At 68.1% G+C, this 25942-nt stretch carries 26 protein-coding genes and 1 pseudogene; 20 read left to right on the top strand and 7 right to left on the bottom strand.

Annotation, left to right across the window (positions count from 1 at the left end; genetic code table 11):
- Positions 1–63 precede the first annotated feature (63 nt).
- Positions 64–981: an amino acid ABC transporter substrate-binding protein gene (locus FVA80_RS04230; protein WP_187193591.1), complete on the bottom strand. Its 918-nt coding sequence runs from the start codon at positions 979–981 to the stop codon at positions 64–66.
- Positions 982–1020: 39 nt separating this feature from the next.
- Entirely contained in the window at positions 1021–2301 is a 1281-nt protein-coding gene (locus FVA80_RS04225; protein ID WP_147907583.1) for a dicarboxylate/amino acid:cation symporter, read from the bottom strand.
- Positions 2302–2545: 244 nt separating this feature from the next.
- Between FVA80_RS04225 and FVA80_RS04220 the strand changes: the two genes are divergently transcribed.
- From FVA80_RS04220 to FVA80_RS04175, 10 genes are all read left to right on the top strand, one after another.
- Positions 2546–3463, top strand: coding sequence for a branched-chain amino acid ABC transporter permease LivH (locus tag FVA80_RS04220; protein ID WP_147907584.1), 918 nt, complete (start codon positions 2546–2548; stop codon positions 3461–3463).
- Positions 3463–4872 carry a high-affinity branched-chain amino acid ABC transporter permease LivM gene (gene livM / locus FVA80_RS04215; protein ID WP_147907585.1) on the top strand — a complete coding sequence of 470 codons (1410 nt, stop codon included), beginning with the start codon at positions 3463–3465 and terminating at the stop codon, positions 4870–4872. The genes FVA80_RS04220 and livM overlap by 1 nt, the downstream gene beginning before the upstream one ends.
- Positions 4872–5801, top strand: coding sequence for an ABC transporter ATP-binding protein (locus FVA80_RS04210; RefSeq protein ID WP_147907586.1), 930 nt, complete (start codon positions 4872–4874; stop codon positions 5799–5801). Before livM ends, FVA80_RS04210 begins: the two co-directional genes overlap by 1 nt.
- On the top strand, positions 5798–6595 hold the full coding sequence (locus FVA80_RS04205; protein WP_147907587.1) for an ABC transporter ATP-binding protein: 798 nt from the start codon (positions 5798–5800) through the stop codon (positions 6593–6595). The genes FVA80_RS04210 and FVA80_RS04205 overlap by 4 nt, the downstream gene beginning before the upstream one ends.
- Positions 6596–6600: 5 nt before the next feature.
- Positions 6601–6969 (top strand): DUF6867 family protein, encoded by a 369-nt coding sequence (locus FVA80_RS04200; protein WP_147907625.1) that lies wholly within the window; start codon positions 6601–6603, stop codon positions 6967–6969.
- Between the two features lie 49 nt (positions 6970–7018).
- Entirely contained in the window at positions 7019–8140 is a 1122-nt protein-coding gene (locus FVA80_RS04195; RefSeq protein ID WP_147907588.1) for a branched-chain amino acid ABC transporter substrate-binding protein, read from the top strand.
- 384 nt (positions 8141–8524) lie between these two features.
- Positions 8525–9448 (top strand): amino acid ABC transporter substrate-binding protein, encoded by a 924-nt coding sequence (locus tag FVA80_RS04190; protein ID WP_147907589.1) that lies wholly within the window; start codon positions 8525–8527, stop codon positions 9446–9448.
- 77 nt (positions 9449–9525) lie between these two features.
- The gene (locus FVA80_RS04185) at positions 9526–10248 is read left to right on the top strand and encodes an amino acid ABC transporter permease (RefSeq protein WP_147907590.1); all 723 of its coding nucleotides are present in this window, start codon (positions 9526–9528) and stop codon (positions 10246–10248) included.
- 63 nt (positions 10249–10311) lie between these two features.
- Positions 10312–11004, top strand: coding sequence for an ABC transporter permease subunit (locus tag FVA80_RS04180; RefSeq protein ID WP_147907591.1), 693 nt, complete (start codon positions 10312–10314; stop codon positions 11002–11004).
- 152 nt (positions 11005–11156) lie between these two features.
- Entirely contained in the window at positions 11157–11885 is a 729-nt protein-coding gene (locus tag FVA80_RS04175) for an amino acid ABC transporter ATP-binding protein (RefSeq protein ID WP_147907626.1), read from the top strand.
- A 27-nt stretch (positions 11886–11912) separates the two neighbouring features.
- On the opposite strand, the gene FVA80_RS04170 is transcribed toward FVA80_RS04175, so the two are convergent.
- Positions 11913–12932, bottom strand: coding sequence for a gamma carbonic anhydrase family protein (locus FVA80_RS04170; RefSeq protein ID WP_147907592.1), 1020 nt, complete (start codon positions 12930–12932; stop codon positions 11913–11915).
- A 143-nt stretch (positions 12933–13075) separates the two neighbouring features.
- Here FVA80_RS04170 and FVA80_RS04165 point away from each other — a divergent pair, with 143 nt between their 5' ends.
- Positions 13076–13546 (top strand): molybdenum cofactor biosynthesis protein MoaE, encoded by a 471-nt coding sequence (locus tag FVA80_RS04165; protein WP_147907593.1) that lies wholly within the window; start codon positions 13076–13078, stop codon positions 13544–13546.
- 124 nt (positions 13547–13670) lie between these two features.
- On the opposite strand, the gene FVA80_RS30310 is transcribed toward FVA80_RS04165, so the two are convergent.
- A complete protein-coding gene (locus FVA80_RS30310; RefSeq protein WP_187193590.1) occupies positions 13671–13811 on the bottom strand; it encodes a hypothetical protein in 141 nt (46 codons plus the stop codon).
- Positions 13812–13976: 165 nt separating this feature from the next.
- Between FVA80_RS30310 and FVA80_RS04160 the strand changes: the two genes are divergently transcribed.
- Both FVA80_RS04160 and FVA80_RS04155 read left to right on the top strand, forming a co-directional pair.
- On the top strand, positions 13977–15110 hold the full coding sequence (locus FVA80_RS04160; protein ID WP_187193589.1) for an AI-2E family transporter: 1134 nt from the start codon (positions 13977–13979) through the stop codon (positions 15108–15110).
- A gap of 273 nt (positions 15111–15383) precedes the next feature.
- Entirely contained in the window at positions 15384–16139 is a 756-nt protein-coding gene (locus FVA80_RS04155) for an SDR family oxidoreductase (protein ID WP_147907594.1), read from the top strand.
- 244 nt (positions 16140–16383) lie between these two features.
- On the opposite strand, the gene FVA80_RS04150 is transcribed toward FVA80_RS04155, so the two are convergent.
- A complete protein-coding gene (locus FVA80_RS04150) occupies positions 16384–17616 on the bottom strand; it encodes an amidase (protein WP_147907595.1) in 1233 nt (410 codons plus the stop codon).
- A gap of 213 nt (positions 17617–17829) precedes the next feature.
- Here FVA80_RS04150 and FVA80_RS04145 point away from each other — a divergent pair.
- The 6 genes and pseudogenes from FVA80_RS04145 (at position 17830) to FVA80_RS04120 (ending at position 23154) form a co-directional block, all read left to right on the top strand.
- Positions 17830–18832: pseudogene (locus FVA80_RS04145) on the top strand (extensin family protein).
- 161 nt (positions 18833–18993) lie between these two features.
- Complete coding sequence (locus tag FVA80_RS04140; RefSeq protein ID WP_007562510.1) at positions 18994–19455, top strand: hypothetical protein; 462 nt, start codon at positions 18994–18996, stop codon at positions 19453–19455.
- Positions 19456–19457: 2 nt separating this feature from the next.
- The gene (locus FVA80_RS04135) at positions 19458–20120 is read left to right on the top strand and encodes a ribonuclease T2 (RefSeq protein ID WP_147907596.1); all 663 of its coding nucleotides are present in this window, start codon (positions 19458–19460) and stop codon (positions 20118–20120) included.
- A gap of 66 nt (positions 20121–20186) precedes the next feature.
- Positions 20187–21035, top strand: a complete 849-nt coding sequence (rlmJ, locus tag FVA80_RS04130) for a 23S rRNA (adenine(2030)-N(6))-methyltransferase RlmJ (protein WP_147907597.1) — start codon at positions 20187–20189, stop codon at positions 21033–21035.
- Positions 21036–21259: 224 nt separating this feature from the next.
- Positions 21260–22537: a porin gene (locus FVA80_RS04125; protein WP_147907598.1), complete on the top strand. Its 1278-nt coding sequence runs from the start codon at positions 21260–21262 to the stop codon at positions 22535–22537.
- Between the two features lie 296 nt (positions 22538–22833).
- A complete protein-coding gene (locus tag FVA80_RS04120) occupies positions 22834–23154 on the top strand; it encodes a hypothetical protein (RefSeq protein WP_147907599.1) in 321 nt (106 codons plus the stop codon).
- A gap of 44 nt (positions 23155–23198) precedes the next feature.
- Here FVA80_RS04120 and FVA80_RS04115 read toward each other — a convergent pair whose 3' ends face one another.
- The gene (locus FVA80_RS04115; RefSeq protein ID WP_147907600.1) at positions 23199–23744 is read right to left on the bottom strand and encodes a GNAT family N-acetyltransferase; all 546 of its coding nucleotides are present in this window, start codon (positions 23742–23744) and stop codon (positions 23199–23201) included.
- A gap of 190 nt (positions 23745–23934) precedes the next feature.
- Here FVA80_RS04115 and FVA80_RS04110 point away from each other — a divergent pair, with 190 nt between their 5' ends.
- Positions 23935–25386, top strand: coding sequence for a peptidoglycan DD-metalloendopeptidase family protein (locus FVA80_RS04110; protein WP_147907601.1), 1452 nt, complete (start codon positions 23935–23937; stop codon positions 25384–25386).
- A gap of 92 nt (positions 25387–25478) precedes the next feature.
- Here the strand turns inward: FVA80_RS04110 and FVA80_RS04105 are convergent, their stop codons facing one another.
- Positions 25479–25925: a YidB family protein gene (locus tag FVA80_RS04105; RefSeq protein WP_246692492.1), complete on the bottom strand. Its 447-nt coding sequence runs from the start codon at positions 25923–25925 to the stop codon at positions 25479–25481.
- Positions 25926–25942 lie beyond the last annotated feature (17 nt).

The following is a 25942-nucleotide window of genomic DNA, read 5'->3' as shown; positions in this document are numbered from 1 at the left end:
GAAACGCGGCCCCTTCCTCATCCGCTGGTTGGGCGAAAGCGAGGCGCAGCAGGTCCCGAGACGTCACTCCTGCGCGTCCAGGCCCATCAGCTGAAAACTCGTCCGCAGGTCGTTCGACATCGGGATGTCGAGGCGCTCGCCGTTGGGCAGGCGCTTCAGGAACCAGCGCTCGTAGATCCAGCGCAGCGCGCGCGATTCGGCGAGCCTCGTGAAGGTCTGGGCCACGATCCCAGCCAACTCGGGATCGTCCTTGCGGAACATGATGCCGTACGGCTCGTAGGAGAGCTTGTCGGGCAGGACGGTGTAGTGGGCCCCGTCCTGGCTGTCGGTGGCGATCAGGCCGTAGAGCAGCACGTCGTCGGTGGCGAAGGCGTCCGCCTGACCGGCCTTCACCATGGCGTAGGACGCCGCATGGTCGGGGGCCGTCACGATCTGCGCCTGGATCCTGAGCTTGGCCAGGAGGTCGCGCACCGCCTTCTCGTTGGTGGTGCCGGCCGTGACCACCACGGTCTTGCCGCCGAGGTCCCGGTAGGAGGCCACGCCGGAGCCCTTCTTCACCAATAGCTGCGTCGCGCTGATGTAGTCGACCGGGGAGAAGGCGACGCTCCGGCGCCGCTCGGCGTTGGCGGTGGTCGAGCCGCATTCGAGGTCGATCTTGCCCGAGGTCAGGGCTGGGATGCGCGTATCCGCGGTGACCGGCTCGTACCGGACCGTCACGGTTCGTCCGATCGCCGCCTGGATGTCGTCGGCAATCTCGCCGCACAGGTCGATGGCGTAGCCGATCGCCCTTGGGCTGCCGTCCCGGTGCTTGCCCTCCACGAAAGAGAACGGCACCGAGCTCTCACGATAGCCGAGCACGATCTCGCCGCGCTCGGCCACCCGCCTCAGGGTGCCGGTGAGCACCTCGACGGCATCGGCGGGGCGCGGGGCGCCCACCAGCGTCAAGGCGAGCACGCCTGCCATGACCAAGCCGAACCGCATCGCCGACATCCCGTGTCCTCCGCGTGACCCCGAGCCGTCCTATTCAGCCGGCGATGGGACCGTGCCGACATGGTCGAGGCGCTGATCGGTGCTGGTGAGCTGGCCCTCCCACTTGGCCACCGCGACGGTGGCGATGCTGTTGCCCAGCACGTTGGTGGCCGAGCGGCCCATATCCAGGAACTGATCGATGCCGATGATCAGCAGCAGGCCGGCTTCGGGGATGTTGAACTGCGCCAGCGTCGCCGAGATCACCACCAGCGAGGCGCGCGGCACGCCGGCCATGCCCTTCGAGGTTACCATCAGCAGGAACAGCATCGTGAGCTGCTGGCCCCAGGTGAGAGGAATGTTGTAGGCCTGGGCGATGAACATCACCGCGAAGGTGCAGTACATCATCGAGCCGTCCAGGTTGAACGAGTAACCCATCGGCAGCACGAACGAGGTGATGCGATTGGGCACGCCGAACTGCTCGAGGTTGGTCAGCATCTTCGGGTAGGCCGCCTCGCTCGACGCGGTCGAGAAGGCGAGCACGAACGGCTCCTTGATCAGGTTGAACAGCCGCATGATGCCGCTGCCGCCGAGCATCAGGAAGCCGACGCCCATCAGCAGCGCCCAGAGCACCGCGAGGCCGGCGTAGAACTCGACCAGGAACTTGCCGTAGGTCACGAGGACGCCGATCCCTTGCGTGGTAATCGTGGCCGCAATGGCCGCGAACACCGCCACGGGGGCGAACAGCATCACGTAGCCGGTCACCTTGAGCATGACGTCGGCCAGGCCCTCGATGCCCTGGGCCAGGAAGTGCCCCTTCTCGCCGAGCGCCGCGAGCGCCACGCCGAAGAAGATCGAGAACACCACGATCTGCAGGATCTCGTTGTTGGCCATCGCCTCCACGGCGCTCTTGGGCACCAGGTGGGTGACGAATTCCTTGAGCGACAGCGAAGCCGCCTTGAGCCCGGTGCCGGCGCCGACATCGGGCAGGGGCAGGTTCAGGTTGTGGCCCGGCTGCATCAGGTTGACCAGGATCAAGCCCAGCATCAGCGAGCAGAACGAGGCCCCGACGAACCAGAGCAACGCTTTTCCACCGACCCGGCCGACCGCGGCGGTATCCCCGAGATGGGCGATGCCGACGACAAGTGTCGAGAACACCAGCGGCGCAATGATCATCTTGATCAGGCGGAGGAAGATGTCCGAGACCAGTGCGATATAGCCGGCGATTTCCTTGGCCGTCTGCGGATCCGGCCAGGTGATGCTGCAGGCGTAGCCCACCGCTATCCCGAGCAGCATGCCGATGAAAATCAACGTCGTGAGCCGTGAACCCGACATCGGTACTGCTCCTCGTCGCCGCCCGGGATGGACCAGCATTGATTTTCGTTAACGTGAAGCACGAACTACGCCAGATGCAAGCCCATTCGCGGGGTGTTACTGACTTGGCCGACTGTTTTCCCGGGACGTTCGCCCGGGGTTGAAACCTGTGGCCGACCGGTCGCAGCTGCGGTACGAGACTTGCTCTCCCGGCTTGCCTGCCGTTTCTGCAGGCTGGACCAAAAACCTGCGCCCGCGAGAATACATGGACGTCTTCGTACAACAGCTGATAAACGGGCTTACGCTCGGTTCGATCTACGGTCTGATCGCGATCGGTTACACGATGGTGTTCGGAATTATTGGAATGGTAAACTTCGCCCATGGCGATGTGTTTATGGTCTCTTGCTTCATTGCGCTGATCACCTTCCTTCTCTTGACGACCTGGCTGGGCATTAGTTCGATCGCCCTGGCATTCCTGATCGTCCTCGTGGTCGCCATGGTGCTCACCGCCCTGTGGGGCTGGGCGATCGAGCGGATCGCGTACCGGCCCTTGCGCGGCTCGTTCCGGCTGGCGCCCCTGATCTCGGCGATCGGCGTCTCGATCTTCCTGTCGAACTTCGTCCAGGTGGTGCAGGGCGCACGCAACAAGCCGACGCCGCCGATGCTCTCGGGCGGCATCACGCTGTTCGAGCGCGACGGCTACGCGGTGTTCCTGGCCTACAAGCAGATCCTGATCATGGCGGTCACGGCCGTGCTGCTCACCGGCTTCTGGTATCTCGTGCAGCGGACCCCGTTCGGCCGGGCGCAGCGCGCCTGCGAGCAGGACCGCAAGATGGCCGCCCTGCTGGGCATCGACGTCGACCGGACGATCTCGCTGACCTTCGTGCTCGGCGCCGCGCTCGCGGCCGTCGCCGGGGTCCTCTACCTGATGTACTACGGCGTCGTGTCGTTCTCGGACGGGTTCGTGCCCGGCGTGAAGGCGTTCACCGCGGCGGTGCTCGGCGGGATCGGCTCGCTCCCCGGCGCCGTGCTCGGCGGCCTGATCATCGGGCTGATCGAGACCTTCTGGTCGGCCTACTTCTCCATCGAGTACAAGGACGTCGCCGCGTTCTCGATCCTGGCGATCGTGCTGATCTTCATGCCGTCTGGCATCCTGGGCCGGCCGGAGGTCGAGAAGGTCTGATGGCGAACCCCAACTCCGCGACCACCGCCACCGCGATTCCCGGATCCGCGATGGCCGGCATCCTGCGCGATGCCGCGATCTACGCGCTCGTCGCCTTCGGCCTCTGCGTGCCGATCATCAGCTACCGCACGGAGGCCGGACCCGGCAGCGACCTCCTGCTCCTGCCCCGCTGGGGCCTCGTGGCATCGCTGTGCGCGGCGATCTTCGTCGTCCGCGTCCTCCAGCGCCTCGTTCTCCTGCGCCGGGACGCCCGCCGCGCCCTGACCCCCTCCCCGGCCCAGGCCACCGAGGCGGTCCAGGGCGAGCCCGCGGCCGGACAGAAGACCTCAAAGGTCGGCCTGTACCTGTTCGTCGGCATCGCCCTGACCCTGCCGGCGATCGCTGCTGCGGCCACCGGCGGCCTGTCGTCGGCGCGCTACTGGATCGATCTCGGCATCCTGATCCTGACCTACGTGATGCTCGGCTGGGGCCTCAACATCGTGGTCGGCCTCGCCGGCCTGCTCGATCTCGGCTACGTCGCCTTCTACGCCGTCGGCGCCTATTCCTACGCGCTGCTGTCGACCACCTTCGGCCTGTCGTTCTGGATCTGCCTGCCGCTGGCGGGCGTGTTCGCCGGCCTGTGGGGGATGCTGCTCGGCTTCCCCGTGTTGCGCCTGCGCGGCGACTACCTCGCGATCGTGACGCTGGCTTTCGGCGAGATCATCCGCCTCGTCCTGATCAACTGGACGGACGTGACCGGGGGCGGGGCCGGCATCTCGTCGATCCCGCGGGCGACCTTCTTCGGCATCCCGTTCAGCGCCGGCGAGGACGGCTTCGCCGCCCGGTTCGGCATCCCGTACGATTCGATGCACCGGCTGGTGTTCCTCTACTACCTCATCCTTGCGCTGGCCCTGTTCACGAACTTCGTCACCCTGCGCCTGCGCAGGCTGCCGATCGGGCGGGCCTGGGAGGCGCTGCGCGAGGACGAGATCGCGTGCCGCTCACTCGGCATCGACACCACGGCGACCAAGCTCACGGCCTTCGCCCTCGGGGCGGCGTTCGGCGGCATCGCGGGCTCGTTCTTCGCGGTGCGCCAGGGCTTCATCAGCCCTGAGAGCTTCAACTTCCTGGAGAGCGCGATCATCCTGGCAATCGTGGTGCTGGGAGGCATGGGCAGCCAGGTCGGCGTCGCCATCGCGGCGGTGGCCATGGTCGGCGGCCCCGAGATGCTGCGCAACCTCGGCTTCCTCAAAGCCGTCTTCGGTGACGGCTTCGATCCTAACGAGTACCGCCTGCTGCTGTTCGGGCTCGCCATGGTGGCGATGATGGTCTGGCGACCGCGGGGCCTGATCTCGGTGCGCCTGCCCTCCGTGTCATTGGGCGAGCGCCGCGCCGTCTCGGGTGCGCATGTGAGCGAGGGGCACGGCTGATGGCGCTTCATCCGGATCCCCGGGCGCAGGCGCAGGTCTCCGCCCCGCCGGTGCTCGCCGTCGAGCACCTGACCATGCGGTTCGGCGGGCTCACCGCCGTCTCCGGCCTGTCCTTCGAGGCCAGGCGCGGCGACATCACCGCCCTGATCGGCCCGAACGGGGCCGGCAAAACCACGGTGTTCAACTGCATCACCGGCTTCTACAAGCCGACCGAGGGCATGCTCCGGCTCGCCCATGACGACGGCACCACGCACCTACTGGAGCGGCTGCCGAACCACGCGGTCAACCGCACCGCCCGGGTGGCCCGGACCTTCCAGAACATCCGCCTGTTCCAGGGCATGACGGTGCTGGAGAACCTGCTGGTCGCCCAGCACAAGCCGCTGATGCGCGCCTCCGGCTACACCCTGTTCGGTCTGCTCGGCCTCAAGGGCTACCGGGACGCGCAGGCCGAGGCGATCGAGCGGGCCAAGGCCTGGCTCGACCGGATCGACCTGATGGCGCGGGCCGACGATCCGGCCGGCGCCCTCCCGTACGGCGCCCAGCGCCGGCTGGAGATCGCCCGGGCGATGTGCACCGATCCGGTGCTGCTCTGCCTCGACGAGCCGGCCGCGGGCCTCAACCCGCGTGAGTCCGCCGAGCTCAACGCGCTGCTGCGCCACATCCGGGACGCGCACGACACCTCCGTGCTGCTGATCGAGCACGACATGTCGGTGGTGATGGAGATCTCGGATCACGTGGTCGTGCTGGATTACGGCCAGAAGATCGCCGACGGCACCCCGGCCGAGGTGCGGGCGGATCCGAAGGTGATCGCCGCCTATCTGGGCGTCGAGGACGACGAGGTGGAAGCCGTGGAGGCCGAGGTCGGCATCACGGTGCCGCACGGGGACCCGACGCGTCCGGACGTGAACCGCTCGGAGGCTTCGGTATGAGCGTGGCCGGTATCAACGTCCTGGTCGAGGAAACCCGGGCGATCCAGGCGGGGGGCAAGCCCCCGCTCCTCGCGGTGCGCGACGTCTCGACCTATTACGGCAGCGTCGCAGCCCTACGGGGCGTCGATATCGACGTCGCCGACGGCGAGATCGTCACGCTGATCGGCGCCAACGGCGCCGGCAAGTCGACCCTGATGATGACGATCTTCGGCAGCCCCCAGGCGCGCACCGGGACGATCACGTACGACGGGCGCGACATCACCCGGCTGCCGACCCACGAGATCGCCCGGCTCGGCGTCGCACAATCGCCGGAGGGCCGCCGGGTCTTCCCGCGGATGAGCGTGTTCGAGAACCTCCAGATGGGCGCCTCGCTCCACGGCGAGCGCTACTTCCAGGAGGATCTCGAGAAGGTCTGCACCCTGTTCCCGCGGGTGAAGGAGCGCCTGAACCAGCGCGCCGGCACGATGTCGGGGGGCGAGCAGCAGATGCTGGCCATCGCCCGGGCGCTGATGAGCCGTCCGCGCCTGCTGCTCCTGGACGAGCCGTCGCTCGGCCTGGCGCCGCTGGTGGTCAAGGGCATCTTCGACGCGATCCGGGAGCTGAACCGCACGGACGGCATGACGATCTTTCTGGTCGAGCAGAACGCCTACCACGCCCTGAAGCTCGCCCATCGCGGCTACGTGCTGGTCAACGGTCGCGTCACGTTGAGCGGAACCGGCAGGGCGCTGCTCGACGATCCGAACGTCAAGGCCGCCTATCTGGAAGGGGGCCATACCGGCCCGGTCGGGGCATGAGCATGCTGCAGGGGATCCTGTACGAGGAGGAATCGGCTTGGCTGTTCCTGCTCGTCACCGTGGTGATGGGCGGCTGGGCCGGCTGGATGGCCGCCCGCGCGGTCGCCCGGGGCTGGCGGCCATTCTGGCAATGCGCGCTCGCGCTGCTCCTCGTGGCGGCGGCCGTGCGCTTCATCCACTTCGCATTGTTCTCGGGGACGCTCGTCTCGCTCCATTACTACGCGATCGACGCGACCGTCGTCATGATCATCGGTGCGGCCGGCTTCCGGTTCACGCGGACGCGCCAGATGACGAGCCAGTACCGCTGGCTCTACGAAAGAACCTCACCGCTGACGTGGCGTACACGGGATTCCGTGGCGGACGGGGGACGGTGAGTTCGGCCGGATCCGCACAGGCGGACCTGTAATCTAGGGGATGTTAGCGATGAGATCGTTTCTGCTCGCCGGGCTCGCTCTCGGTGCAATGATCGCCGCGGCGCAGGCGGCCGAGGTCAAGCTCGGCATCGCGGCGCCGATTACCGGCAACAGCGCCGCCATCGGCGTCCAGTTCAAGAACGGCGCCAGCCAAGCCGTCGACGACATCAACAAGGCCGGCGGGATCAAGGGCACGACCCTGACGGTCCTGATCGGCGACGATGCCTCCGACCCCAAGCAGGGTGTCTCGGTGGCCAACAAGTTCGCCAGCGACGGCGTCAAGATGGTGGTCGGGGACTACAATTCCGGCGTGTCGATCCCGGCCTCCGACGTCTACCTCGACGCCGGAATCATCCAGATCACCCCGGCCTCGACCAACGTGAAGTTCACCGAGCGCGGGATGTGGAACACCTTCCGCACCTGTGGCCGCGACGACCAGCAGGCTGCGGTGGCGGGCGCCTATCTGGTGGCCAACTACAAGGACAAGAAGATCGCCTTCGTCCACGACAAGACCCCCTACGGCAAGGGCCTCGTCGACGAGACCCAGATGGTGCTCAAGGCCAAGGGCGTGAAGCCGGTGATCTTCGAGGGCATCAACCCCGGTGAGAAGGACTACTCGGCCCTCGTCTCGAAACTGAAGTCGGCCAACGTCGACATCGTCTATTTCGGCGGCTACTACACCGAGGCCGGTCTGATCCTGCGCCAGATGCGCGACCAGGGCCTCAAGGCCACGTTGATGGGCGGCGACGGCATGGTCGACCGCGAGCTGGTGGCGATCGCCGGTCCGGCCGCCGAGGGCACGCTGACCACCTTCCCGCCGGATGCCCGCAAGAACCCGAACGCCAAGGCCGCCCTGGCCGCGTTCAAGGCCAAGAACATCGATCCCGAGGGCTACACGCTCTATTCCTATGCCTCCGTCCAGGTGCTCGCCAAGGCGATGGCCGAGACCGGATCCACCGACGGCAAGAAGCTCGCCGAGTGGTTGCACCAGGGCAAGCCGGTCGACACGGTTGTCGGCCCGATCGCGTACGACAAGAAGGGCGACATCACCCGGCCGGACTACGTCCTGTACGAGTGGAAGAAGGGCGCCGATGGCAAGATCGACTACACCGGCAACGAACTGACCAAGTAATCTGCATCCAATCCGGGCAGACGCCGCCTCGCACGCGTGCGGGGCGGCGTCTGCGTTTCCGGAACGGTGGATTCGTCAGCCTTAATTGTTCTTCCCGCCGCGCTACCCGGTGCGTACGCTCAAGAATTGTGCATGATGCCGGCGGCACGCGGGCCGGCAAGCTGCCGCGACCTGCCGGGGGAGGCCGAATGACGGCGGCGGGACACGCAACCGGGGACGCTCGCGCGACGGTGGCGGCCGGTCGTACGTCGTCCGCCACAGACCTGCGCGGCGCTGCAGCCCAGCTTCCGGCACCATCATTGCAGAGGCGTCGCCCGAGCGGGCGGGGCCGAGCGCCGAGCCGCCAGCCGATCCCGTTCGACACGATCCAGGAGTTCCGTACCGATGCAGTCTGATATCGCTCGCCGTGGCCTTGCCGCGGCGCTCGGCCTGAGCCTCGCCCTGGCCCCCCTCAGCCTGCGGGCCGAGGATCTGACCGGTACCCTCAAGAAGGTGAAGGACAACGGCGCCATCGTCATCGGCTACCGCGACGCCTCCGTGCCGTTCTCCTATCTCGGCGGCGACCAGAAGCCGGTCGGCTACGCGATGGAGATCTGCTTCAAGATCGCCGACGCCGTGAAGGCCAATCTGGGCCTCCCGAACCTCGAGGTTAAGCTCAACCCGGTCACCTCCGCCACCCGCATCCCGCTGATGGCGAACGGAACGATCGACCTCGAGTGCGGCTCGACGACGAACAACGCCGAGCGCGAGAAGCAGGTGTGGTTCACCAACTCGCACTTCCTGACCGCGACCCGCTACGTCTCGAAGAAGTCGGCCAACCTGCACACGATCGAGGACCTGAAGGGCAAGACCGTTGTGTCGACCTCCGGCACCACGAACATCAAGCAGATCAACGAGGCCAACACCGAGCGGAAGCTCGGCCTGACGATCCTGCCGGCCAAGGACCATGCCGAGGCGTTCCTGATGGTCGAGACCGGCCGCGCCGTGGCGTTCGTGATGGACGACGTGCTGCTCGCCTCGCTGGCCGCCTCCTCCAAGGACCCGTCGGCCTACGAGATCTCCACCGAAGCCCTGTCCAAGCCCGAGCCCTACGGGATCATGGTGCGCAAGGACGACACGGCGTTCAAGAAGGTCGCCGACGAGGCCACCGCCAAGCTCTATACGAGCCCCGAGGGCAAGGCGCTCTACGACAAGTGGTTCACCCAGCCGATCCCGCCGCGCAACATCAACCTCAACCTGCCGATGAGCGCGGAGATGAAGAAGCAGTTCACGACGCCGATCGCCAGCCCCGATCCGGCGGCCTACTGAGAGCCGTCCAGCGTGACGCGGACCGCGGGGCCCTGCCCTGCGGTGCGCCTTCGTAAGATCAGGGCAGAACCAGCGCGATGAACTACAATTGGAACTGGCGCATCTTCTTCGATGCCTCGCCCGAGGGCACGGGCACCTATCTCGACATGCTGCTCTCCGGGCTCATGTGGACGATCGCCACCGCCCTGTGCTCCTGGGTCATCGCGTTCTTCCTCGGCTCCCTGATCGGTGTGCTGCGCACGTTGCCGTCGAAGACCGCCAACGCGATCGGCACGACCTATGTCGAGCTGTTCCGGAACGTGCCGCTGCTGGTGCAGATGTTCCTCTGGTACTTCGTGCTGCCCGAGGTGGTGCCGACGCAGTTCGGCGACGCGATCAAGCAGATGCCTGACGCGCCGTTCTACACCGCGGTGGTGTGCCTGGGCTTCTTCACCGCCTCGCGGGTGGCCGAACAGGTCCGGGCCGGCATCCAGTCGCTGCCGCGTGGCCAGAACATGGCCGGCACCGCGATGGGCTTCACGGTCTACCAGACCTACCGGTACGTCCTGCTGCCGAACGCCTACCGGATCATCCTGCCGCCGATGACCTCGGAATTCCTGAACAACCTCAAGAATACCTCCGTGGCCCTGACGATCGGCCTCCTGGAGCTGACCGCTCGCGCCCGCTCGATGCAGGAATTCTCGTTCCAGGTGTTCGAGGCGTTCACGGCGGCGACGCTGCTGTACGTGATCGTCAACCTCGTGGTCGTCACCGCGGCGACCTACCTGGAGCGCGCCGTCGCGATCCCCGGCCAGCGCTGAGGCGCCGGCCCCGCCCCCGATTTCCCCGATCCGCCGGCGCTCGGCCACCGCGAACAGGTCCCGATGCTCTCGAATTTCGATTTCAACGTCATCCTCTCGTCCCTGCCCTACCTGTTCGGGCAGGGCATGGTCTTCACGGTGACGCTCACCGCCATGGCGGCGGTCGGTGGCGTGATCATCGGCACGCTGCTGGCGATGGCCCGGCTCTCGAGCGTGCCGGGCCTCAGCCACCTCGCCAAGGGCTATGTCGAGCTGTGCCGCTCGCTGCCGCTGGTGCTGGTGATCTTCTGGTTCTACTTCCTGGTACCGTATATCGGCGCCTACGTGACCGGCGCCTCGACCCCGATCCAGGTCGGCGCCTTCCCGTCGGCGCTGATCACCTTCATGGCCTTCGAGGCGGCCTACTTCTCCGAGATCATGCGGGCCGGCATCCAGTCGATCCCGAAGGGACAGACCGGGGCGGCCCTGGCGCTCGGGATGAACTACTGGCAGACCATGGCCAACGTCGTCCTGCCGCAGGCCTTCCGCAACATGCTGCCGCTTCTGCTGACGCAGACCGTGGTGCTGTTCCAGGATACTTCCCTGGTCTACGTGCTCTCGCTCACCGACTTCATGGGCGCCGCCTCGAAGGTGGCGCAGCGCGACGGCCGCCTCGTCGAGATGTATATCTTCGCCGCCATCGTCTACTTCGTGATCTGCTTCACGGCCTCGTTCCTGGTGCGTCGCCTGCAGCGCCGCGTCGCCATCATCCGCTGACCGACACTGGAGTCCGCGCCATGACCTCGACCCCGATGCCGGCCCCGTCCGTCAAGGAACCCGTCGCCGACGCCGCCCACGCGCCTCGCGATGCCGGGCTGCAGCCGGGCGCCCTCGTCTCCGGCGTACCGGACGCGGCCCCCGGCGGGACGATGATCTCGATCGACGCCATCAGCAAATGGTACGGCGACTTCCAGGTGCTGACCAACTGCTCCACCAAGGTCGCCAAGGGTGAGGTCGTGGTGGTCTGCGGCCCCTCGGGTTCGGGCAAGTCGACACTGATCAAGTGCGTCAACGCCCTCGAGCCGTTCCAGAAGGGCCAGATCACCGTCGCCGGCACCAAGGTGATCGACAAGTCGACCAACCTGCCCAAGTTGCGCTCCCGGGTCGGCATGGTGTTCCAGCATTTCGAGCTGTTCCCGCACCTGTCGATCACCGAGAACCTCACCATCGCCCAGCGCAAGGTCTTGGGGCGCGGCGCCGAGGACGCGAAGAAGCGCGGCCTCGACCTGCTGGCCCGGGTGGGCCTGAGCGCCCAGGCGGACAAGTTCCCGGGCCAGCTCTCGGGCGGTCAGCAGCAGCGCGTGGCGATCGCCCGGGCGCTCGCCATGAACCCGGTGGTGATGCTGTTCGACGAGCCGACCTCGGCGCTGGATCCCGAGATGGTCGGCGAAGTGCTCGACGTGATGGTCGAGCTCGCCAAGGAGGGCATGACCATGATGGTCGTGACCCACGAGATGGGCTTCGCCCGCAAGGTCGCCGACCGGGTGATCTTCATGGACCGCGGCGAGATCGTCGAGGATGCCAGGAAGGAGGACTTCTTCGGCAGCCCCCGCTCCGAGCGCGCCCAGACCTTCTTGTCGAAGATCCTGCAGCACTGAGCGTTCCGGCCGTATTGGGCCGCACCGTCAGGCCAGGTCCGCCTGCGCGGCCCGATACTCCCGCCCGTGCTGGCAGTAGCCCTCGACGATGCGGATCATCATCGCGCGCTTCTCGGCGTCGAGCGGCGCGAGGATCCGGGCCGGGCGGCCGCCCCAGAGATAGCCGGCCTCCAGGATCTGGCCAGGATCGGTGGTGGCGCCGGCCGCCAGCATGACGTCGTCGGCGATCAGTGTGCCGGGGGCGACCGTGGCGCCGATGCCGATCAGGGCCCGCGCGCCGATCCGGCAATCGGCGATCCGAACGTTGTGGGCGATGGTCGTGTCGCGCCCGATCACGACACCCTCGGCTCGGCTTCGGATCGTCGTGTTGTCCTGGATGTTGGTGTCGGCCCCGACCACGATCGGCCCGGCCTCGGCGTTGAGATCGCAAGAGAACAGGACGCTGACGCCGGCCCCCAGGCTCACCCGTCCACGCAAGCGCGCCGTCCGAGCCACGAACACGCTGTCCTCCACCTCCGGGGGGAGCCCAGGTTCGACGGATGCCCCGTCGCCCATCCGCTCGCGCAGGCGCTCGGCGCGCTCGGCGACCTCGTCCGGGCCGACCGGCCGGCTCGGCCGCGCCGGGCTGCCGGCATAGGCGTATCCACCCGCGAGCCTCATGCGCGGGAACACGGTTGCACCCGCCTCGATCACCGCGGTGTCGCCGATCTCGGCGCCGTCGAGGATCACGACGTCGTCCTCGATCACGACGTCGGAGCCGATCGTGCAGGCATGCACGACGCTGTTGCGCCCGACCGTGACCCGGTCGCCGACCTGCGTCGCGTGGGTGAGCGTGGCGATGTGCACCGTCGAGCGGTGGCCGAGCCAGAATCTGTCCCCGAGGGTGATGGCCTGCCCGTCGGCGCGGATCACCGCCTCGTCTCCGATCCAGGCCTGCGCGCCGATCCGGGCGGCGCCGATCACCGTGCTGCCGCGCCCGCACCAGACCGGGTGGCTCGTGAAATCCGGCAGGACGCCCGCGTAGGGCAGGATCAGGTCGGGGGTCACACGGTCATCCTTCTCCGCCGATCACGCCCGCGACCGGGGCGAATGCGACTTCACGTGCCATATAGAGGCGCGGCCGGGTGTGACAGGCGTGGGACCGGCACGCGCCGCCTGAGGATCGTCGGACGAGGATGTTGGACCGCAGCATGAGCGCCCCCGCACCGAGCGTCGCCATCCAGGCCGAACCGTTCGACACCGCCGCCGAGATCGCCCGGGTGAGCGCCGAACTCGGCGGCCGGGCCGGGGCGGTCGTCACCTTCACGGGCCTGTGCCGGGACGAGGCCGGCCGGCTCGCGGCGCTCGAACTCGAACATTATCCGGGCATGGCGGAGGCGGAGATCCTCCGGGTCGCCGAGGACGCCGTCGCCCGCTGGCCGCTTCAGGCGCTGCGGGTGATCCATCGCCACGGACGCGTGTGTCCGGGCGACGGCATCGTACTGGTGGTGACCGCCTCCAGCCACCGGGTCGCGGCTTTCGAGGCGGCGAATTTCCTGATGGACTACCTGAAGACCCGTGCGCCGTTCTGGAAGCGCGAGCATCTGGCCGACGGCACCGTCGGCGGCTGGGTCGAGGCCGCCGCCCACGACGACGCGGCGGCCGAGCGCTGGGGACAATAGACCCCGCGCCGTCCAGTCATTCCCCAGACAGTCTTTCCCGGGCACATGCAGCGTCAGCGGAATGCGGCCCGTGACCCAGCGCGGGACGACTCGGAGCGCTCGCCGTTTCGCGCCAGAACACGCCCTACAGGATCGCGTTGAGCAGCACCGCCGCCAGGGCGCCCGCGACGGCGAGGCCGAGGATGACCACGCTGCTGACCTGGTCGCCCGTATCCACGGTCCGGCCGGGGCCGAGGGAATGGGTGTGGGGCTCGTTGCTGCTCACGCGGTCTCTCCTGGATGCGTCCGGCTCCCGGCGGGAGCGCTTGCGTGGGCGGACAACGCGCGAAAGGCCGTCCGGTCTCGTCCGGCCGCACACAAGCTTGGTACGGCGCCACCCTTGACCCCGGCCGGTCAGGGGCGTTCGTGAGCCCGCCACGCAGGAGCAATGATGACGGACGGTCAATCTCGGGAGTTGGACGGCCCGGTCGGGCCCTGGCGCGGAGCCTTGCCGCTGGCGGCTTCGGGGATCGCCGTCGTCTGCTTCGTCGCGGCGCTGGCGCTGGCCTGGATGTCGGTGGGCACGCTCCTGCTGATCTTCGCAGGCGTGCTGCTCGGCGTGTTCCTCGACGGCCTGACCCGGGGGCTCGGCCACGTCCTGCCCCTGCCCCGGGGCCTGCGCCTGACGATCGCCAGCCTCGCGGTCGCCGTCGGGGTGATCGGCTTCGCATCCTACGGCGGAGCCACCATCGTGCAGCAGGGCCGCGATCTCGGAACCACGATCAAGAATCAGGCCGGCACGGTGTCGAGCTGGCTGTCCGAGCGCGGTATCGACGTGCCGAGCCTGGCGCCGAAGGACGGCTCGGCCGAGCCCGGCCAGAAGGAGGGCGGCCTCGGCGGACTCGCCAACGGCCTGCTCAAGAGCAGCAGCTCGATCGTCTCCGACGCGGGCAGCGTCCTTGGGCCGGCGGCGGCCGTGATCCTCGGCTTGTTCGATGCCCTGGGCAACCTGCTGGTGATCGCGTTCCTGGGGCTCGCCTTCGCGGCCGACCCGGAGGCCTACCGGGACGGGGTGCTGCGGTTCGTGCCGCCGAAGAAGCGGCGGCGCGCCGCCAAGGTGCTGGACGGTGCGGGCGAAACCCTGCGGCACTGGCTGTTCGGCCAGCTGATCATCATGGCGGTGATCTTCGTCTGCACCTGGGCCGGGCTGGCCTTCCTGGGGATCGGCGGCGCGCTGATCCTCGGCCTCCAAGCCGGGCTGCTGGCCTTCGTGCCGACCGTGGGACCTTTGGTGGCGGGCATCGTGATCATCCTGGCGGCCCTCGCCTCGGGCCTCAAAGCGGTGATCGGCGCCGTCGGCGTCTATCTGGCGGTGCAGTGCCTGGAGAGCTACGGCCTGACGCCGTTCATCCAGAAGCGCGCTCTGGACATACCCCCGGCAACGATCTTCGCCGGCCAGCTCATCCTCGGCGTGATCTTCGGCCTCTGGGGCATCGCCCTCGCTCTGCCGCTGATGGCGGTGATCAAGGTGCTGCTGGAGCAGCTCTACGTGGAGGACACGCTGCACGAGGATCCGAGCAGTTGAGGCGCATGGCCTGAGGCGCGGGGCCGCGAGCCCGAACTTGCCCGGTTTGGCCGTGACGTTGTCTCGGAGGGTGGTTTGTGGACGGTCCGCTTGCGAAGCGAACACTGCCATCACGCCCGCTCACGACCGAAGCAGCTGCCCCGAATGTCCGCTCCTGGATGCGGCAACTCCGGTATCCGAAGCCGACGACAACGCCGCGCCTTGGGCCATTGCGGCGATCACGTGGTCGTAACTGGGCCCGAGACCGCTTGGCCGTAGGATGGAGGATAATCCTTGAGCCAGCGCCCTGAGGATGAGCCGCCCGTCGCCCTCGTGACCGGGTCCACGTCCGGCATCGGGGCGGCGATAGCGCGTCGGCTGTCCAGCGATGGCTACGCGGTCGTGTTGCACTCGCGCAAGTCTGCGGAGACGGGACACGCGCTAGCCGCCGAACTCGGGAGGGCCGCATACGTCCAGGCCGATCTGGCCGATGACGCCGACAGGGTCAAGCTGGTGCGGCAGGCCATCGCCTTCTGGGGGCGTCTCGATGTCTTGGTCAACAACGCAGGCATCAGCCGGGTCATCCCTCACGCCGATCTCAAGGCCGCCTCGCCAGCCGTCTGGCACGAGTTGCACGAGGTCAACGTAGTGGCGCCGTTTCGCCTCGTGGCAGAAGCCGAAACCGCTTTGCGGGACGCCGCGCGGCGAGGTCGTTCAGCGTGTGTTGTCAACATCAGCTCGCACGCGGGGATCAGACCCAAGGGGGCATCGATCCCCTATGCCGCATCGAAGGCGGCGTTGAATCACATGACCCGCCTGCTCGCCGTATCGTTGGCGCCGGACATTCGTGTGAATGCCGTTGCTCCCGGGTTAGTGGATACACCCCTGACAGCCGATTGGACTGCTGCCCAGGCGCTCTGGCGGGAGCGGTCGCCCATGCGCCGCGCTGCCAAGCCGGAGGATATCGCCCAGGCCGTCGCACTGCTGGCGGCCTCGGACTATCTTACCGGGGAAATCTTGCTGTCGGATGGAGGTTTGAACCTCACGTAGCGGGCGTGGAGCCAAGGTCCGCCTTCGAGGCCTGGGGTGGAGACCGCTCACCACCCTGAGCCGAAGTTGCCTGACGACCGGCGAATGTCCGCTCTTGGGAAGCGCCTATGGTCGACCATGCGGCTAGGTCGGGTCGATATCAGCCAATGCGTAGGCGAGACCGGCATCCGGACCCACGGACGAGTCCGGCCGCGTTCGCCCGTAGGTCCAAATTCCTGGCCCTGCCATCCGCGCTGCCGACGCGTCACCCGCGCAGCGCGTCCTCGATCATCCGCGCCACCGCCAGGGCCCGGGCATCGTCGCCGAAGCGGCCGATCACCTGCACGCCCACCGGCAGGCGGTCGCCCGGCACCGGTACGTTCACGCAGGGCACGCCCATCAGGGTCCAGAGCTGGTTGAAGCGCGGGTCGCCCGTCGAGGCCAGGGTCGCGGGGGCCGGGCCCGGCGCCGAGAAGGTGAGGATCGCGTCGTACTCGGCGAACAGGCCCTTGAGCACCCGGCGGGCCCGGTGGCCGTGGCGGCGGGCCTCGTCGTACTCCGCGGCGCCGATCGCCGCGCCGGCGTCGAGATGCTCACGGACCCGCGGCGGCAGCGCGTCGCGCTGGCCGTCGTACTCCCAGGCCAGCGCCAGCCGGCCCTCGTAGTTCTGGATGATCCGGTGGCGCTCCCAGGCGAGCGCCAGCTCCGCCGGCAGCGTCAGGTCGGTGACCTGTGCACCGGACCGCTCGGCCGCCCGCCGGGCGCGGTCCAGCGCCGCCTCGGCGGCGGGCTCCGGCGCCTCGGCGAAATCCTGCCGCACGAGGCCGATCCGTGGCGCCGAGCCGGTCTCGGCCCGGTCGATCTCCGGTCGCCCGGTGACCAGCGCCAGCGCGTGGGCGACGTCCGCGACGCCGGCTGCGAACAGCCCGACCGTATCGAGCGCCCAGGAATACGTCTTGACCCCGACCGTCGGGATCAGCCGGAACGACGGCTTCACCGCCGCGCAGCCGCAATAGCTCGCCGGCCGGATCACCGAGCCCGCCGTCTGCGTGCCGAGCGCCAAGGGCAGCATCCCGGCGCCCACCGCGGCGGCCGAGCCCGCCGAGGATCCGCCCGGGGTGTGGCCGGGATCGTGCGGGTTGACGGTCGCGGTCGGGTCGCTGCTGGCGAAGGCCGTGGTGGTGGTCTTGGCGAGCGCCACGGCGCCAAGGCTCTTCAGACGCGCCACCACCGAGGCATCGCCCCGGGGCTGCCAGCCGGCGTACAGCGACGAACCCATCTGCGTCGGCAGGCCGGCGCTGTCGATGATGTCTTTCACGCCCACCGCGATGCCGGCGAGCGGTCCGGACTCCGGGATGGCCGGGTTGTCGTCCAGGGTGACCAGCGCCCGCAGCTCCGGCTCCCGCGCGGCGATGGCCGCGCGGCACAGATCGATCGCGCCCGAAGGCGTCAGGGTGCCGGCTTCGATGCGGGCGCGGAGGTCGAGGATTGAAAGCATCTTGTATTCAGTCCGCGGTCGACGGGCTCTGTCAACTCGATCCCTCACCGCCGGTGTGAATACGGGTTCGGCGCATGGGTGCCCGTCCCACCGACGATTTGGCACCGCTCCCGATCAGACGCCGACGGGCGCAATCCGCAAAAACCACAGGCCGCGCCAATCCCGAATCGCCGTTGACGAACGCTTTACGCGACCGTGCGCATCGTCCGGGTCATGTGGCGTGGCGTATCCCTGTTCTCCGCCCTGGCGCTGTTCGGCGCGGGGCTCACCGCTTGCTCGATCAACCGGTTCGAGCGGCGCGACCCGTGGCGCGACCAGGCGGAGCAAGTCTGCCTGGCGAAGAAGTTGGTCGAGCCGACCGAGTTCATCACGCCGATCGCGGCGATGGATGGGCCCGGCCCGTGCGGCATGCAGCAGCCCTTCCGGGTGACGCGGCTCGCCGGCGGCACGGTTGTGATGAAGCAGCGTATGACGCTGGGTTGCCCGGCGCTCGCCGAGGCCGAGGCCTGGCTCGCCGACACGATCCAACCCGCCGCGAACCTGTATTTCGGCGTGCCCGTGGCCGAGATCAACGCCGGCTCGTATTCCTGCCGGGGGCGCAACAACCAGCCCGGTGCGAAGCTCTCCGAGCACGGTTTCGGCAACGCGATCGACGTGATGTCGATCAAGCTCGCCGACGGCCACGTCATCACCGTCAAGGGCGGCTGGCGCGGTACCGAGGCCGAGCAGAGCTTCCTGCGCGAGATCTTTCTGGGCGCCTGCCAGCGCTTCACCACGGTGCTGGCGCCGGGCTCGAACGTGTTCCACTACGACCACATCCACGTCGACCTCGCCCGGCACGACCCGCGCGGCCTGAAGCGGATCTGCCAGCCGTTCATCAAGTTCACGCCCCAGCTCGGGAGCGGGGCCGAGCGGCCCCTGTCGCGCCCGTTGCCGCCGCCGCGCCAGCCGGCCGCGCCGCAGGCCCCGGTGGATATCGAGGAGGACGATCCCTACGGCGTCTCGCCGATGTCGAAGGCTGCGAGTCCGACGCAGGTCGCCCGCGCCCCGGCGCGCCTGCCCGCGGCCTCGGCCTACACCTCCGCGCCGCCGGTCCGCCCCGCACCCCGGATCGCAGCTGCCCCGGGTCGCCGCCGCCCCGGAGGAGTCGGTGCAGGATTACGACGAGCCACTGCAGCTCGGTGCGCCGCCGCCGAGCACGGGGCCGATCTACTGAGTCGACCGGTCTCCGCCGTGCCTCGGTAGGCCCCGACCTGTAGCGGCTGCGCCGCACAGATCGGTTAAAGCGTCCCGGATCGTGCGCAAGAGCTTGACTGGCGGCGCAGCCGAGCCATCGTCTCGCGCATGCAGGACAGCACCCCCGTCGAGGCACGCGCCATGCGCCCGATCCTTCACAGCCTCGCCCTCGGGCTGGCACTCCTCTCCGTCGCGCAGCCGGCGCTGGCCCGCTCGGCCCGGGAGGATATCGAGCCCGCCGAGGAGCGGATCTTCCCGTTCGACGCGCAGATTCCCGGCTGCCAGGACCCGAGCGTGCTGGAGCGGGTCTCGACCAACTTCGCCGAGAAGGAGGCGAAGTACTGGAATTCGTCGATGACGATCCGGTCGTTCGATACGATCGAGCGCACCGCCTGGCGACCCTGGGGCCTCGACACCTATCCGCGCCGGTTCTGCTCGGCCACCGTCACCACGTCGGACGGGGTGCGCCGCAAGGTCGATTATTCGGTGCGTGAGAGCCTCGGCATCATCGGGGCGACCTGGGGCGTCGAGTTCTGCGTCCACGGCCTCGACCGCGACCTCGCCTACGCTTACGCGACGGCCTGCCGGATGGCGCGGCCCTAAGGATGCGCGCTCGCGCCGCCTGCCTCGCCGGCCTGCTGCTCGCCGGGCCGGCCTCCGCCCAGGATTTCGGCGGCTTCAGCCGGCGGGGCGAGCCCGGCGCGTTCGATTTCTACGTGCTGGCACTCTCCTGGTCGCCCACCTACTGCGCGGGCGTCGGCGAGCGCCGGAACGACGTGCAATGCACCCCCGGCCGGGGCCTCGGCTTCGTCGTGCACGGGCTCTGGCCGCAATACGCCCGGGGCTACCCGCAGAACTGCTCCGCGGTGGAGCGGGCGCCGACCCGGCAGGCGCTTGAGGTGGCTGGCCAGGTCTATCCGAGCGAGGGGCTCGCCCGACACGAGTGGCGCACCCACGGCACCTGCTCCGGTCTCGACCCGGCCCGCTACTTCCAGGCCGCCCGCGACGCGCGCCTCGCCGTCACGATCCCCGAGGGGCTCAAGGGCGGCGGCGCCCCGCAGACCCTGGCGCCGATCGAGATCGCCCGGCAGTTCGTGGCGGCCAACCGCGGCCTGCGCCCCGACATGATGGCGGTGACCTGCACGCGCGGGCAGTTGCAGGAGGTGCGGATCTGCTTCTCCAAGGACCTGCGCGGCTTCACCCCATGCCCCGAGGTCGCCCGGAGCAATTGCCGCGCGCCGGATATCACCCTCGACGCCGCCCGCTGACTTTTTTGACCGTTTTTACGGTCCGAGGCTGGACCTGGAGCGCAGGATCCGCTTGAGGGCGATGCCATGAACTATCGGCATGCCTTCCACGCCGGCAACCATGCCGACGTGCTCAAGCACCTCGTTCTCGCGCGGGTGCTCGCCCACCTGAGCCTCAAGGACAAGCCGTTCCGGGCGCTCGATGCCTTCGCGGGCCTGGGCGTCTACGACCTGACCGCCGACGAGGCCTCCCGCACTGGCGAGTGGCGGGACGGCTGGGGCCGGATGGACACGCCCTTCGCTCCCGAGGTCGAGGCGCTGCTGGCGCCCTACCGGGAGACCGTCGCGGCAGTGCAGGCCCGCTACGGCGCCATGGCCTATCCCGGCTCGCCCGCGGTGATCCGCGAAGCCTTGCGGCCCGGCGACAAGGGCGTGTTCGTGGAACTCCACCCGGAGGATGCCGCGACCCTGGGGGAGCGCTACGCCCGCGACCCGCGCACCAGGGTCCTGAGCCTCGACGGCTGGACTGCGGTCAACGCGCAGATCCCGCCGCCCGAGCGGCGGGGCCTCGTGCTCATCGACCCGCCCTACGAAGTGCCGGGCGAGATCGAGCGGCTCGGGACCCACCTCGTTCGGGCGGTCGCAAAATGGCCGACCGGCGTGTTCCTGGCCTGGTATCCGATCAAGGATGCCGCCGCGATCGACCGCATGGTGGGGGACCTCGACGCCGCCCTGCCCCGCCCGGCCCTGCGCCTCGACCTGCTGATCGACCGGCCGGACGATCCGACACGGCTGTGCGGCAGCGGGTTGATCATCGTGAATCCGCCCTGGCGCCTCGCCGAGGAGGCGCTTCTATTTTTGCCGGCGCTAGCTGAGCGGCTGGCCCGGAACGCGTTCGGCGGGTTTCGCTGCGATCGGATCGGTGCAGAGGGCTGATTCGTCACTATTGCCGAAGGATCGCACGATCCGGGCACCGGTCTGACAAGGTCTCGCAGCAACGCGGGCTGAAAAATGTGGCGACAAAACCACAGACCTCTGCCGACCCATCCCTGGCGTCCAAGAATGACTAAAAACTAGGCAAGTGCCATTTGTTTGATTTTGTATCAGCGGCGGGTCGGTGTCAGCTTGGCCGGGAACCAATCCAAACGAGCCGCGAAACCATGCTGAAGCGATCCACCCTGGCCGGCTTGGCCACCGTGCTGCTCTCCTCGACCAGCATCCTCGCGGCCGATCTCTCGGCTCCGGCGCCGGTCCCCGTCGCGCCTCCGGCCGAGCCCTGCAAGGCCACCCTGATCGGCCCGGTTTACAGCGGTACGATCAAGGCCAACCCGAACCCGACCTGCTTCTCTGCCGGTCCGCTGGGCGACCTGTATGTCGGCGGCGCCGTCACCGGCTACGGCTACACGCAGAGTAACCCGTTCGCGTCGTTCTCGACGCCGGCCGCCCCGAATGATCGGGATCGCTCCGCGCGGTTCGACTTCTCGAACATACAGGGCATCATTCAGAAGCCCGAAGGCGCATTCCAGTTCTATATCCAGGCGGGTGGCTACTCGATCCCGCAGCTGGGCTTCCCCACCCTCGGGACGTTCACCCAGACCGACTTGCTGTTCGGCCCGGTTCCGGTCGCCTTCGGCAAGATCCAGATCAACGATGAATGGTCGGTCCAGGGCGGACGGATGTTCACCCTGATCGGCACCGAGCTGCTGTTCACCTATCAGAACCTGAACATCAACCGCGGCCTCCTGTTCGTGCAGGAGAACTTCATCAACCAAGGCGTGCAGGTCAATTACAGCAGCGGTCCGCTCTCGGTCTCGCTCGCCGGCACGGACGGCTTCTTCTCCAACGAAATTACGTGGTTCACCGGCAACGTTGCCTACAAGCTGGACGATTACAACACGATTGGCGTCAATGGCGGCTTGAATGTCGGGCGCACCAATTCGCTCGACCGCAGCCCGCGCTACCAGTTCGCTACGCCGAACGCGCAGCAGAACAGCGGAATTTTCAACATCAACTACACCTACGCGAACGGCCCGTGGATCATCTCGCCCTACTTCCAGTTCACGAATGTCGAGCGTGACCTGCGTGTCGGGATCGGCAACACCGCTTCCACCTACGGCGGTGCCCTGCTGGCGGCCTATTCCTTCACCGATAACTTCTCCCTAGCCGGCCGGGTCGAGTACACCGAGCAGACCGGTGTGCGGGGTTCGACGCAGACGAACCTGCTCGGCTTCGGTCCTGGCAGCAACGCCTTCTCAGTCACCGTCACGCCGACCTTCACGTTCGACCGTTACTTCTTCCGGGTCGAATACGCTCACGTCGAGCTCGGCGGCATCACCCGTGGGAATCTTGCAGAGGGCTCGCTGGGCACCGGCTTCGGCCGCACCGGCAACCGTACCTCGCAGGACCGTTACATGGTCGAGACCGGCATCACGTTCTGATCTGATTCTTCATGCCGGCCTCCGGGCCGGCCCTTTTGAAGACCCCCGGGCACAGGCCCGGGGGTTTTTTCATGCCTCAAGAACAATCCGAAACCGTTGTGCAAGACTGCTCAAGTTTCGGTTTGATCGTTGAATTAAAATATGGAACTTCTCCAATACGGTATATTCTCGACACAGAGGTTGGTAAATCCATACAATTCGAGCGATTCCGGAATCGCAATGAACTTGCGGTGGCGCCGTAAACTCTCGTAATAGACTTCGCCTGTGATGCGTATGCGGGTTGAGGATCTTAGAACATGCCGGTGATAAAGGCTTTGTCGGATACGTTGCGGAGTGTCGCCGCGCCCGGCATGACGCCGAAGGCGTTGCGCGCCGCCGTCCGGGAGAAGCACCCCGATGCCTCCAAGAAGGATATCGTGCGGGCCGCCTTCTATGCCTTGCTCGAGGAGCCGGAGCAGGATCTGGCCTGCCTGGCCGAACTGCATGGCTTCGCCCTCGTCGAGCGCGTGTCGGAGGATGAGCGCACCATCAAGGTCGGGGGCAGCAAGAAGAAGCGCCGGGCCGCCGAGGCGGCGCAGGTTGCGACGGGTGAACTGGCCGAGGCCCTGAACACCTGACCTGACGGCGCCTGCAGTCGTCCTGCGGCGCGAAGAGGCGCGGCTCAGCCGCGCTGGAGTATGCGTCGCCCGGGACGGTGCCCTTCCTCGCCGGTGTCGCGAAAGCCGAGCTTCTGCAAGAGGCCCCAGGAGGCGACGTTGCCGGGGCGGCACTCCGCCACGATGATACGGGCCGGGAACCGCCGGCCGAGGAGTTCGAGGATCGCCGAGACCGCCTCGTAGGCCAAGCCGCGCCCCCGCGCTGCGCCACCGACCCAGTAGCCGATCTCGATCGCACCGGGGCCGCGCAGATGCGTGCCGACCACGCCGACAAGGTCGGATGCGGCCGCGTGCTGGCCCGCCTCCGCGTCGTGCATCCAGACCCCCAGGAAGCGGTCCTGGCCGCGCCCACCGCTGCGGATCAGGTCTTCGGCGTCGCGTACGGTGAAGGGAGTCGGCAGGAAATCCACCGCCGCGGTGATCGCCGGATCGTCGGTGACCCGGCGGAGATCCTGGGCATCCTGTGGCCGCAGCGCGGCGATCGACAGCCGTGGGGTCTCGATTGAAGGCAGGTCGGCGAGGCTGTCGCGGGCGGCGCGAATGGTAAACATCTTTCCGATGTGGGGTGACGGCCGGACCGGAAAAGGCACGGTCAAACCCCGGTCTTTCATCCCGCGCAGAGTGCGGCCACTACTCAGACAGAGCGTCATGCGCTCACCGATAGGCCGGACGGGAACGGTTGCTTAACCTGAATCCGTCTTCATTGGGGCATCAAGTTGCGTCAGGCAAACGGGTGCGTCGATGCGGGTGCGCGGTACGGGTCGAGGGTTACGGACGCTGTCGCGCGTCGCCCTCATCGGCATCATCGGTGGCGGTGCCGCCGCCTGTTCCTCGGACGCATCGCGCCTGAGCAACCCTTTTTCAAACCCCTTCTCGTCGGAGCCTGCCGCCACCGGCAGCCTGCCGGAGGGTAGCCTGAAGCCGGCGCCGGTGATCCGCACCGGCCGGATCCAGTCCGAGGCGCTTGGCGCCCCCGGCGCTGCCTCGCGTCCGGCCGCTACGGCGATCCCGGCCCCGACCCCGGCGGCTGCGCCGGCCACCCGGGTCGCCTCGACCGGTGCTTCCGGTTGGAGCGCCCAGGGCGGCACGCAGATCACGGTGTCGAAGAACGACAGCCTGAACCAGATGTCGACGCGCTTCGGCGTGCCCGCTTCGGCGATCCTGTCGGCGAACGGCCTGTCCAACGCCAGCCAGATCACTCCCGGCCGGCAGATCGTGATCCCGGTCTACAACGCCTCCGGGCTGAACCCAGCCGCGGCTCCGATGACCGCCCGGCCGGCCCGGGCTGCCGAGGAGAAGCGCGAGGACGCGCGGCAGGTCGAGGCCAAGGTCGCCTCGAAGCGCGAGGAGGCCAAGGAGGTCGCCAAGCGCGAGGAGGCTTCCAAACGTGAGGAGGCGTCCAAGCGCGCCGCCGCCGAGAAGGAAGCGGACCGCAAGGAGGCGCTGGCTCGGGATACGGCAGCCCGCAAGGTCGCCGAGGACAAGGCTCGCAAGGAAGCGTCTCTGAAGGACGCCGACAAGAAGCATCACGTTCGCCCCGGCCAGATCGCCAAGGCGGACGAGAAGAAGGCCGACCCGAAGGCTGAGGCGAAGGCCAAGGCCGAGGCGAAGGCCCTGGAAGCCAAGGCCGAGGCCAAGGCGGCCGCGAAGGCCGAGGCCACCCAGAAGCTCGCCGAAGCGAAGGCCGCCAAGGAGGCGGCCCAGAAGGCCGCAGCCGCCGAGAAGCCCGAGAAGGTCGCCGCCAAGGAGGCGCCGAAGCCGGTCGCCGCCGCGCCAGCCAAGCCGGAGCCCGCCGCCACCGGGTCCGTCGCGGATGCGACGGTGTCGGAGAGCTTCCGCTGGCCCGCCAAGGGCCGGGTGATCTCGGGCTATGGCACGTCGGGCAACGAAGGCATCAACATCGCGGTGCCGGAGGGCACGCCGGTCAAGGCCGCCGAGGAAGGCACCGTGGCCTATGCCGGCTCGGACGTGAAGGGCTACGGCAAGCTGGTGCTGGTGCGCCACGCCAACGGGTTCGTCTCGGCCTACGCCCATAACGGCGAGATCGACGTGAAGCCCGGCGACAAGGTCAAGCGCGGTCAGACCATCGCGAAGTCCGGCGCCTCCGGTAACGTCACCTCGCCGCAGCTGCACTTCGAGATCCGGAAGGGCGGATCGCCCGTGGATCCGATGTCCCAGCTCGCCAGCAACTGAGACGCCGCAGTCGATGCGGCGCGTGCGGCGGTCCCGAGAGGGGCCGCCGTTCTCGTTCGCGACCGCTGGCTTAAACGATCAAACTCTTGCGATCAGGCTTTGGGGACCTGCAGCGATCCGTCCGGGCTGTGGTGGTCCACCGCTTCCGGCAGGGTCTTGGCCAGGGTCGGAAACAGCTGGTCGACCGGGATGCCGAGCTTCGCGGCCATCTGGCGGACCTGCTCGTTGTCCAGAACCTTTTGCAGGTCGTCGGCGGTGATCGGCTCGTTCGGGCCGCGGCCCAGCCAGGAATTGACCTGGCTCTCGTAGCCGGAGCGGCGGAGCTGATCCAGCAGCGCGTTGAGCCCGCCCGGCAGGACCTGCTGGATGATGCCGGGGAGCGCCTTGAGCGCCATCTGCCCCAACGAACCGCCGAGACTGTCGAGCAAGCTCATGATGATCCCCCGTCGCTCTCCGTCGGGACAGACCTTAGCGCATGGTTCCGGGTACCGGAACCGGCCGGATGCGCTAGCGATCTGATTCGCAACAGCCTTTCCCAAGCAGCCGGCGCCGCCCT

It is taken from the genome of Methylobacterium sp. WL1 (assembly GCF_008000895.1).
Classification (GTDB): Bacteria; Pseudomonadota; Alphaproteobacteria; order Rhizobiales; family Beijerinckiaceae; genus Methylobacterium.
The sequence above is the reverse complement of the archived record's forward strand: the minus strand, read 5'-3'. Positions and strand labels throughout refer to the sequence as shown.

Coding starts and splice junctions, on each gene's coding strand:
- FVA80_RS04230 (WP_187193591.1), bottom strand. CDS start 981: ATGCGGTTCGGCTTGGTCATGGCAGGCGTGCTCGCCTTGACGCTGGTG.
- FVA80_RS04225 (WP_147907583.1), bottom strand. CDS start 2,301: ATGTCGGGTTCACGGCTCACGACGTTGATTTTCATCGGCATGCTGCTC.
- FVA80_RS04220 (WP_147907584.1), top strand. CDS start 2,546: ATGGACGTCTTCGTACAACAGCTGATAAACGGGCTTACGCTCGGTTCG.
- livM (WP_147907585.1), top strand. CDS start 3,463: ATGGCGAACCCCAACTCCGCGACCACCGCCACCGCGATTCCCGGATCC.
- FVA80_RS04210 (WP_147907586.1), top strand. CDS start 4,872: ATGGCGCTTCATCCGGATCCCCGGGCGCAGGCGCAGGTCTCCGCCCCG.
- FVA80_RS04205 (WP_147907587.1), top strand. CDS start 5,798: ATGAGCGTGGCCGGTATCAACGTCCTGGTCGAGGAAACCCGGGCGATC.
- FVA80_RS04195 (WP_147907588.1), top strand. CDS start 7,019: ATGAGATCGTTTCTGCTCGCCGGGCTCGCTCTCGGTGCAATGATCGCC.
- FVA80_RS04190 (WP_147907589.1), top strand. CDS start 8,525: ATGCAGTCTGATATCGCTCGCCGTGGCCTTGCCGCGGCGCTCGGCCTG.
- FVA80_RS04185 (WP_147907590.1), top strand. CDS start 9,526: ATGAACTACAATTGGAACTGGCGCATCTTCTTCGATGCCTCGCCCGAG.
- FVA80_RS04180 (WP_147907591.1), top strand. CDS start 10,312: ATGCTCTCGAATTTCGATTTCAACGTCATCCTCTCGTCCCTGCCCTAC.
- FVA80_RS04175 (WP_147907626.1), top strand. CDS start 11,157: ATGATCTCGATCGACGCCATCAGCAAATGGTACGGCGACTTCCAGGTG.
- FVA80_RS04165 (WP_147907593.1), top strand. CDS start 13,076: ATGAGCGCCCCCGCACCGAGCGTCGCCATCCAGGCCGAACCGTTCGAC.
- FVA80_RS04160 (WP_187193589.1), top strand. CDS start 13,977: ATGACGGACGGTCAATCTCGGGAGTTGGACGGCCCGGTCGGGCCCTGG.
- FVA80_RS04150 (WP_147907595.1), bottom strand. CDS start 17,616: ATGCTTTCAATCCTCGACCTCCGCGCCCGCATCGAAGCCGGCACCCTG.
- FVA80_RS04140 (WP_007562510.1), top strand. CDS start 18,994: ATGCGCCCGATCCTTCACAGCCTCGCCCTCGGGCTGGCACTCCTCTCC.
- FVA80_RS04135 (WP_147907596.1), top strand. CDS start 19,458: ATGCGCGCTCGCGCCGCCTGCCTCGCCGGCCTGCTGCTCGCCGGGCCG.
- rlmJ (WP_147907597.1), top strand. CDS start 20,187: ATGAACTATCGGCATGCCTTCCACGCCGGCAACCATGCCGACGTGCTC.
- FVA80_RS04125 (WP_147907598.1), top strand. CDS start 21,260: ATGCTGAAGCGATCCACCCTGGCCGGCTTGGCCACCGTGCTGCTCTCC.
- FVA80_RS04120 (WP_147907599.1), top strand. CDS start 22,834: ATGCCGGTGATAAAGGCTTTGTCGGATACGTTGCGGAGTGTCGCCGCG.
- FVA80_RS04115 (WP_147907600.1), bottom strand. CDS start 23,744: ATGTTTACCATTCGCGCCGCCCGCGACAGCCTCGCCGACCTGCCTTCA.
- FVA80_RS04110 (WP_147907601.1), top strand. CDS start 23,935: ATGCGGGTGCGCGGTACGGGTCGAGGGTTACGGACGCTGTCGCGCGTC.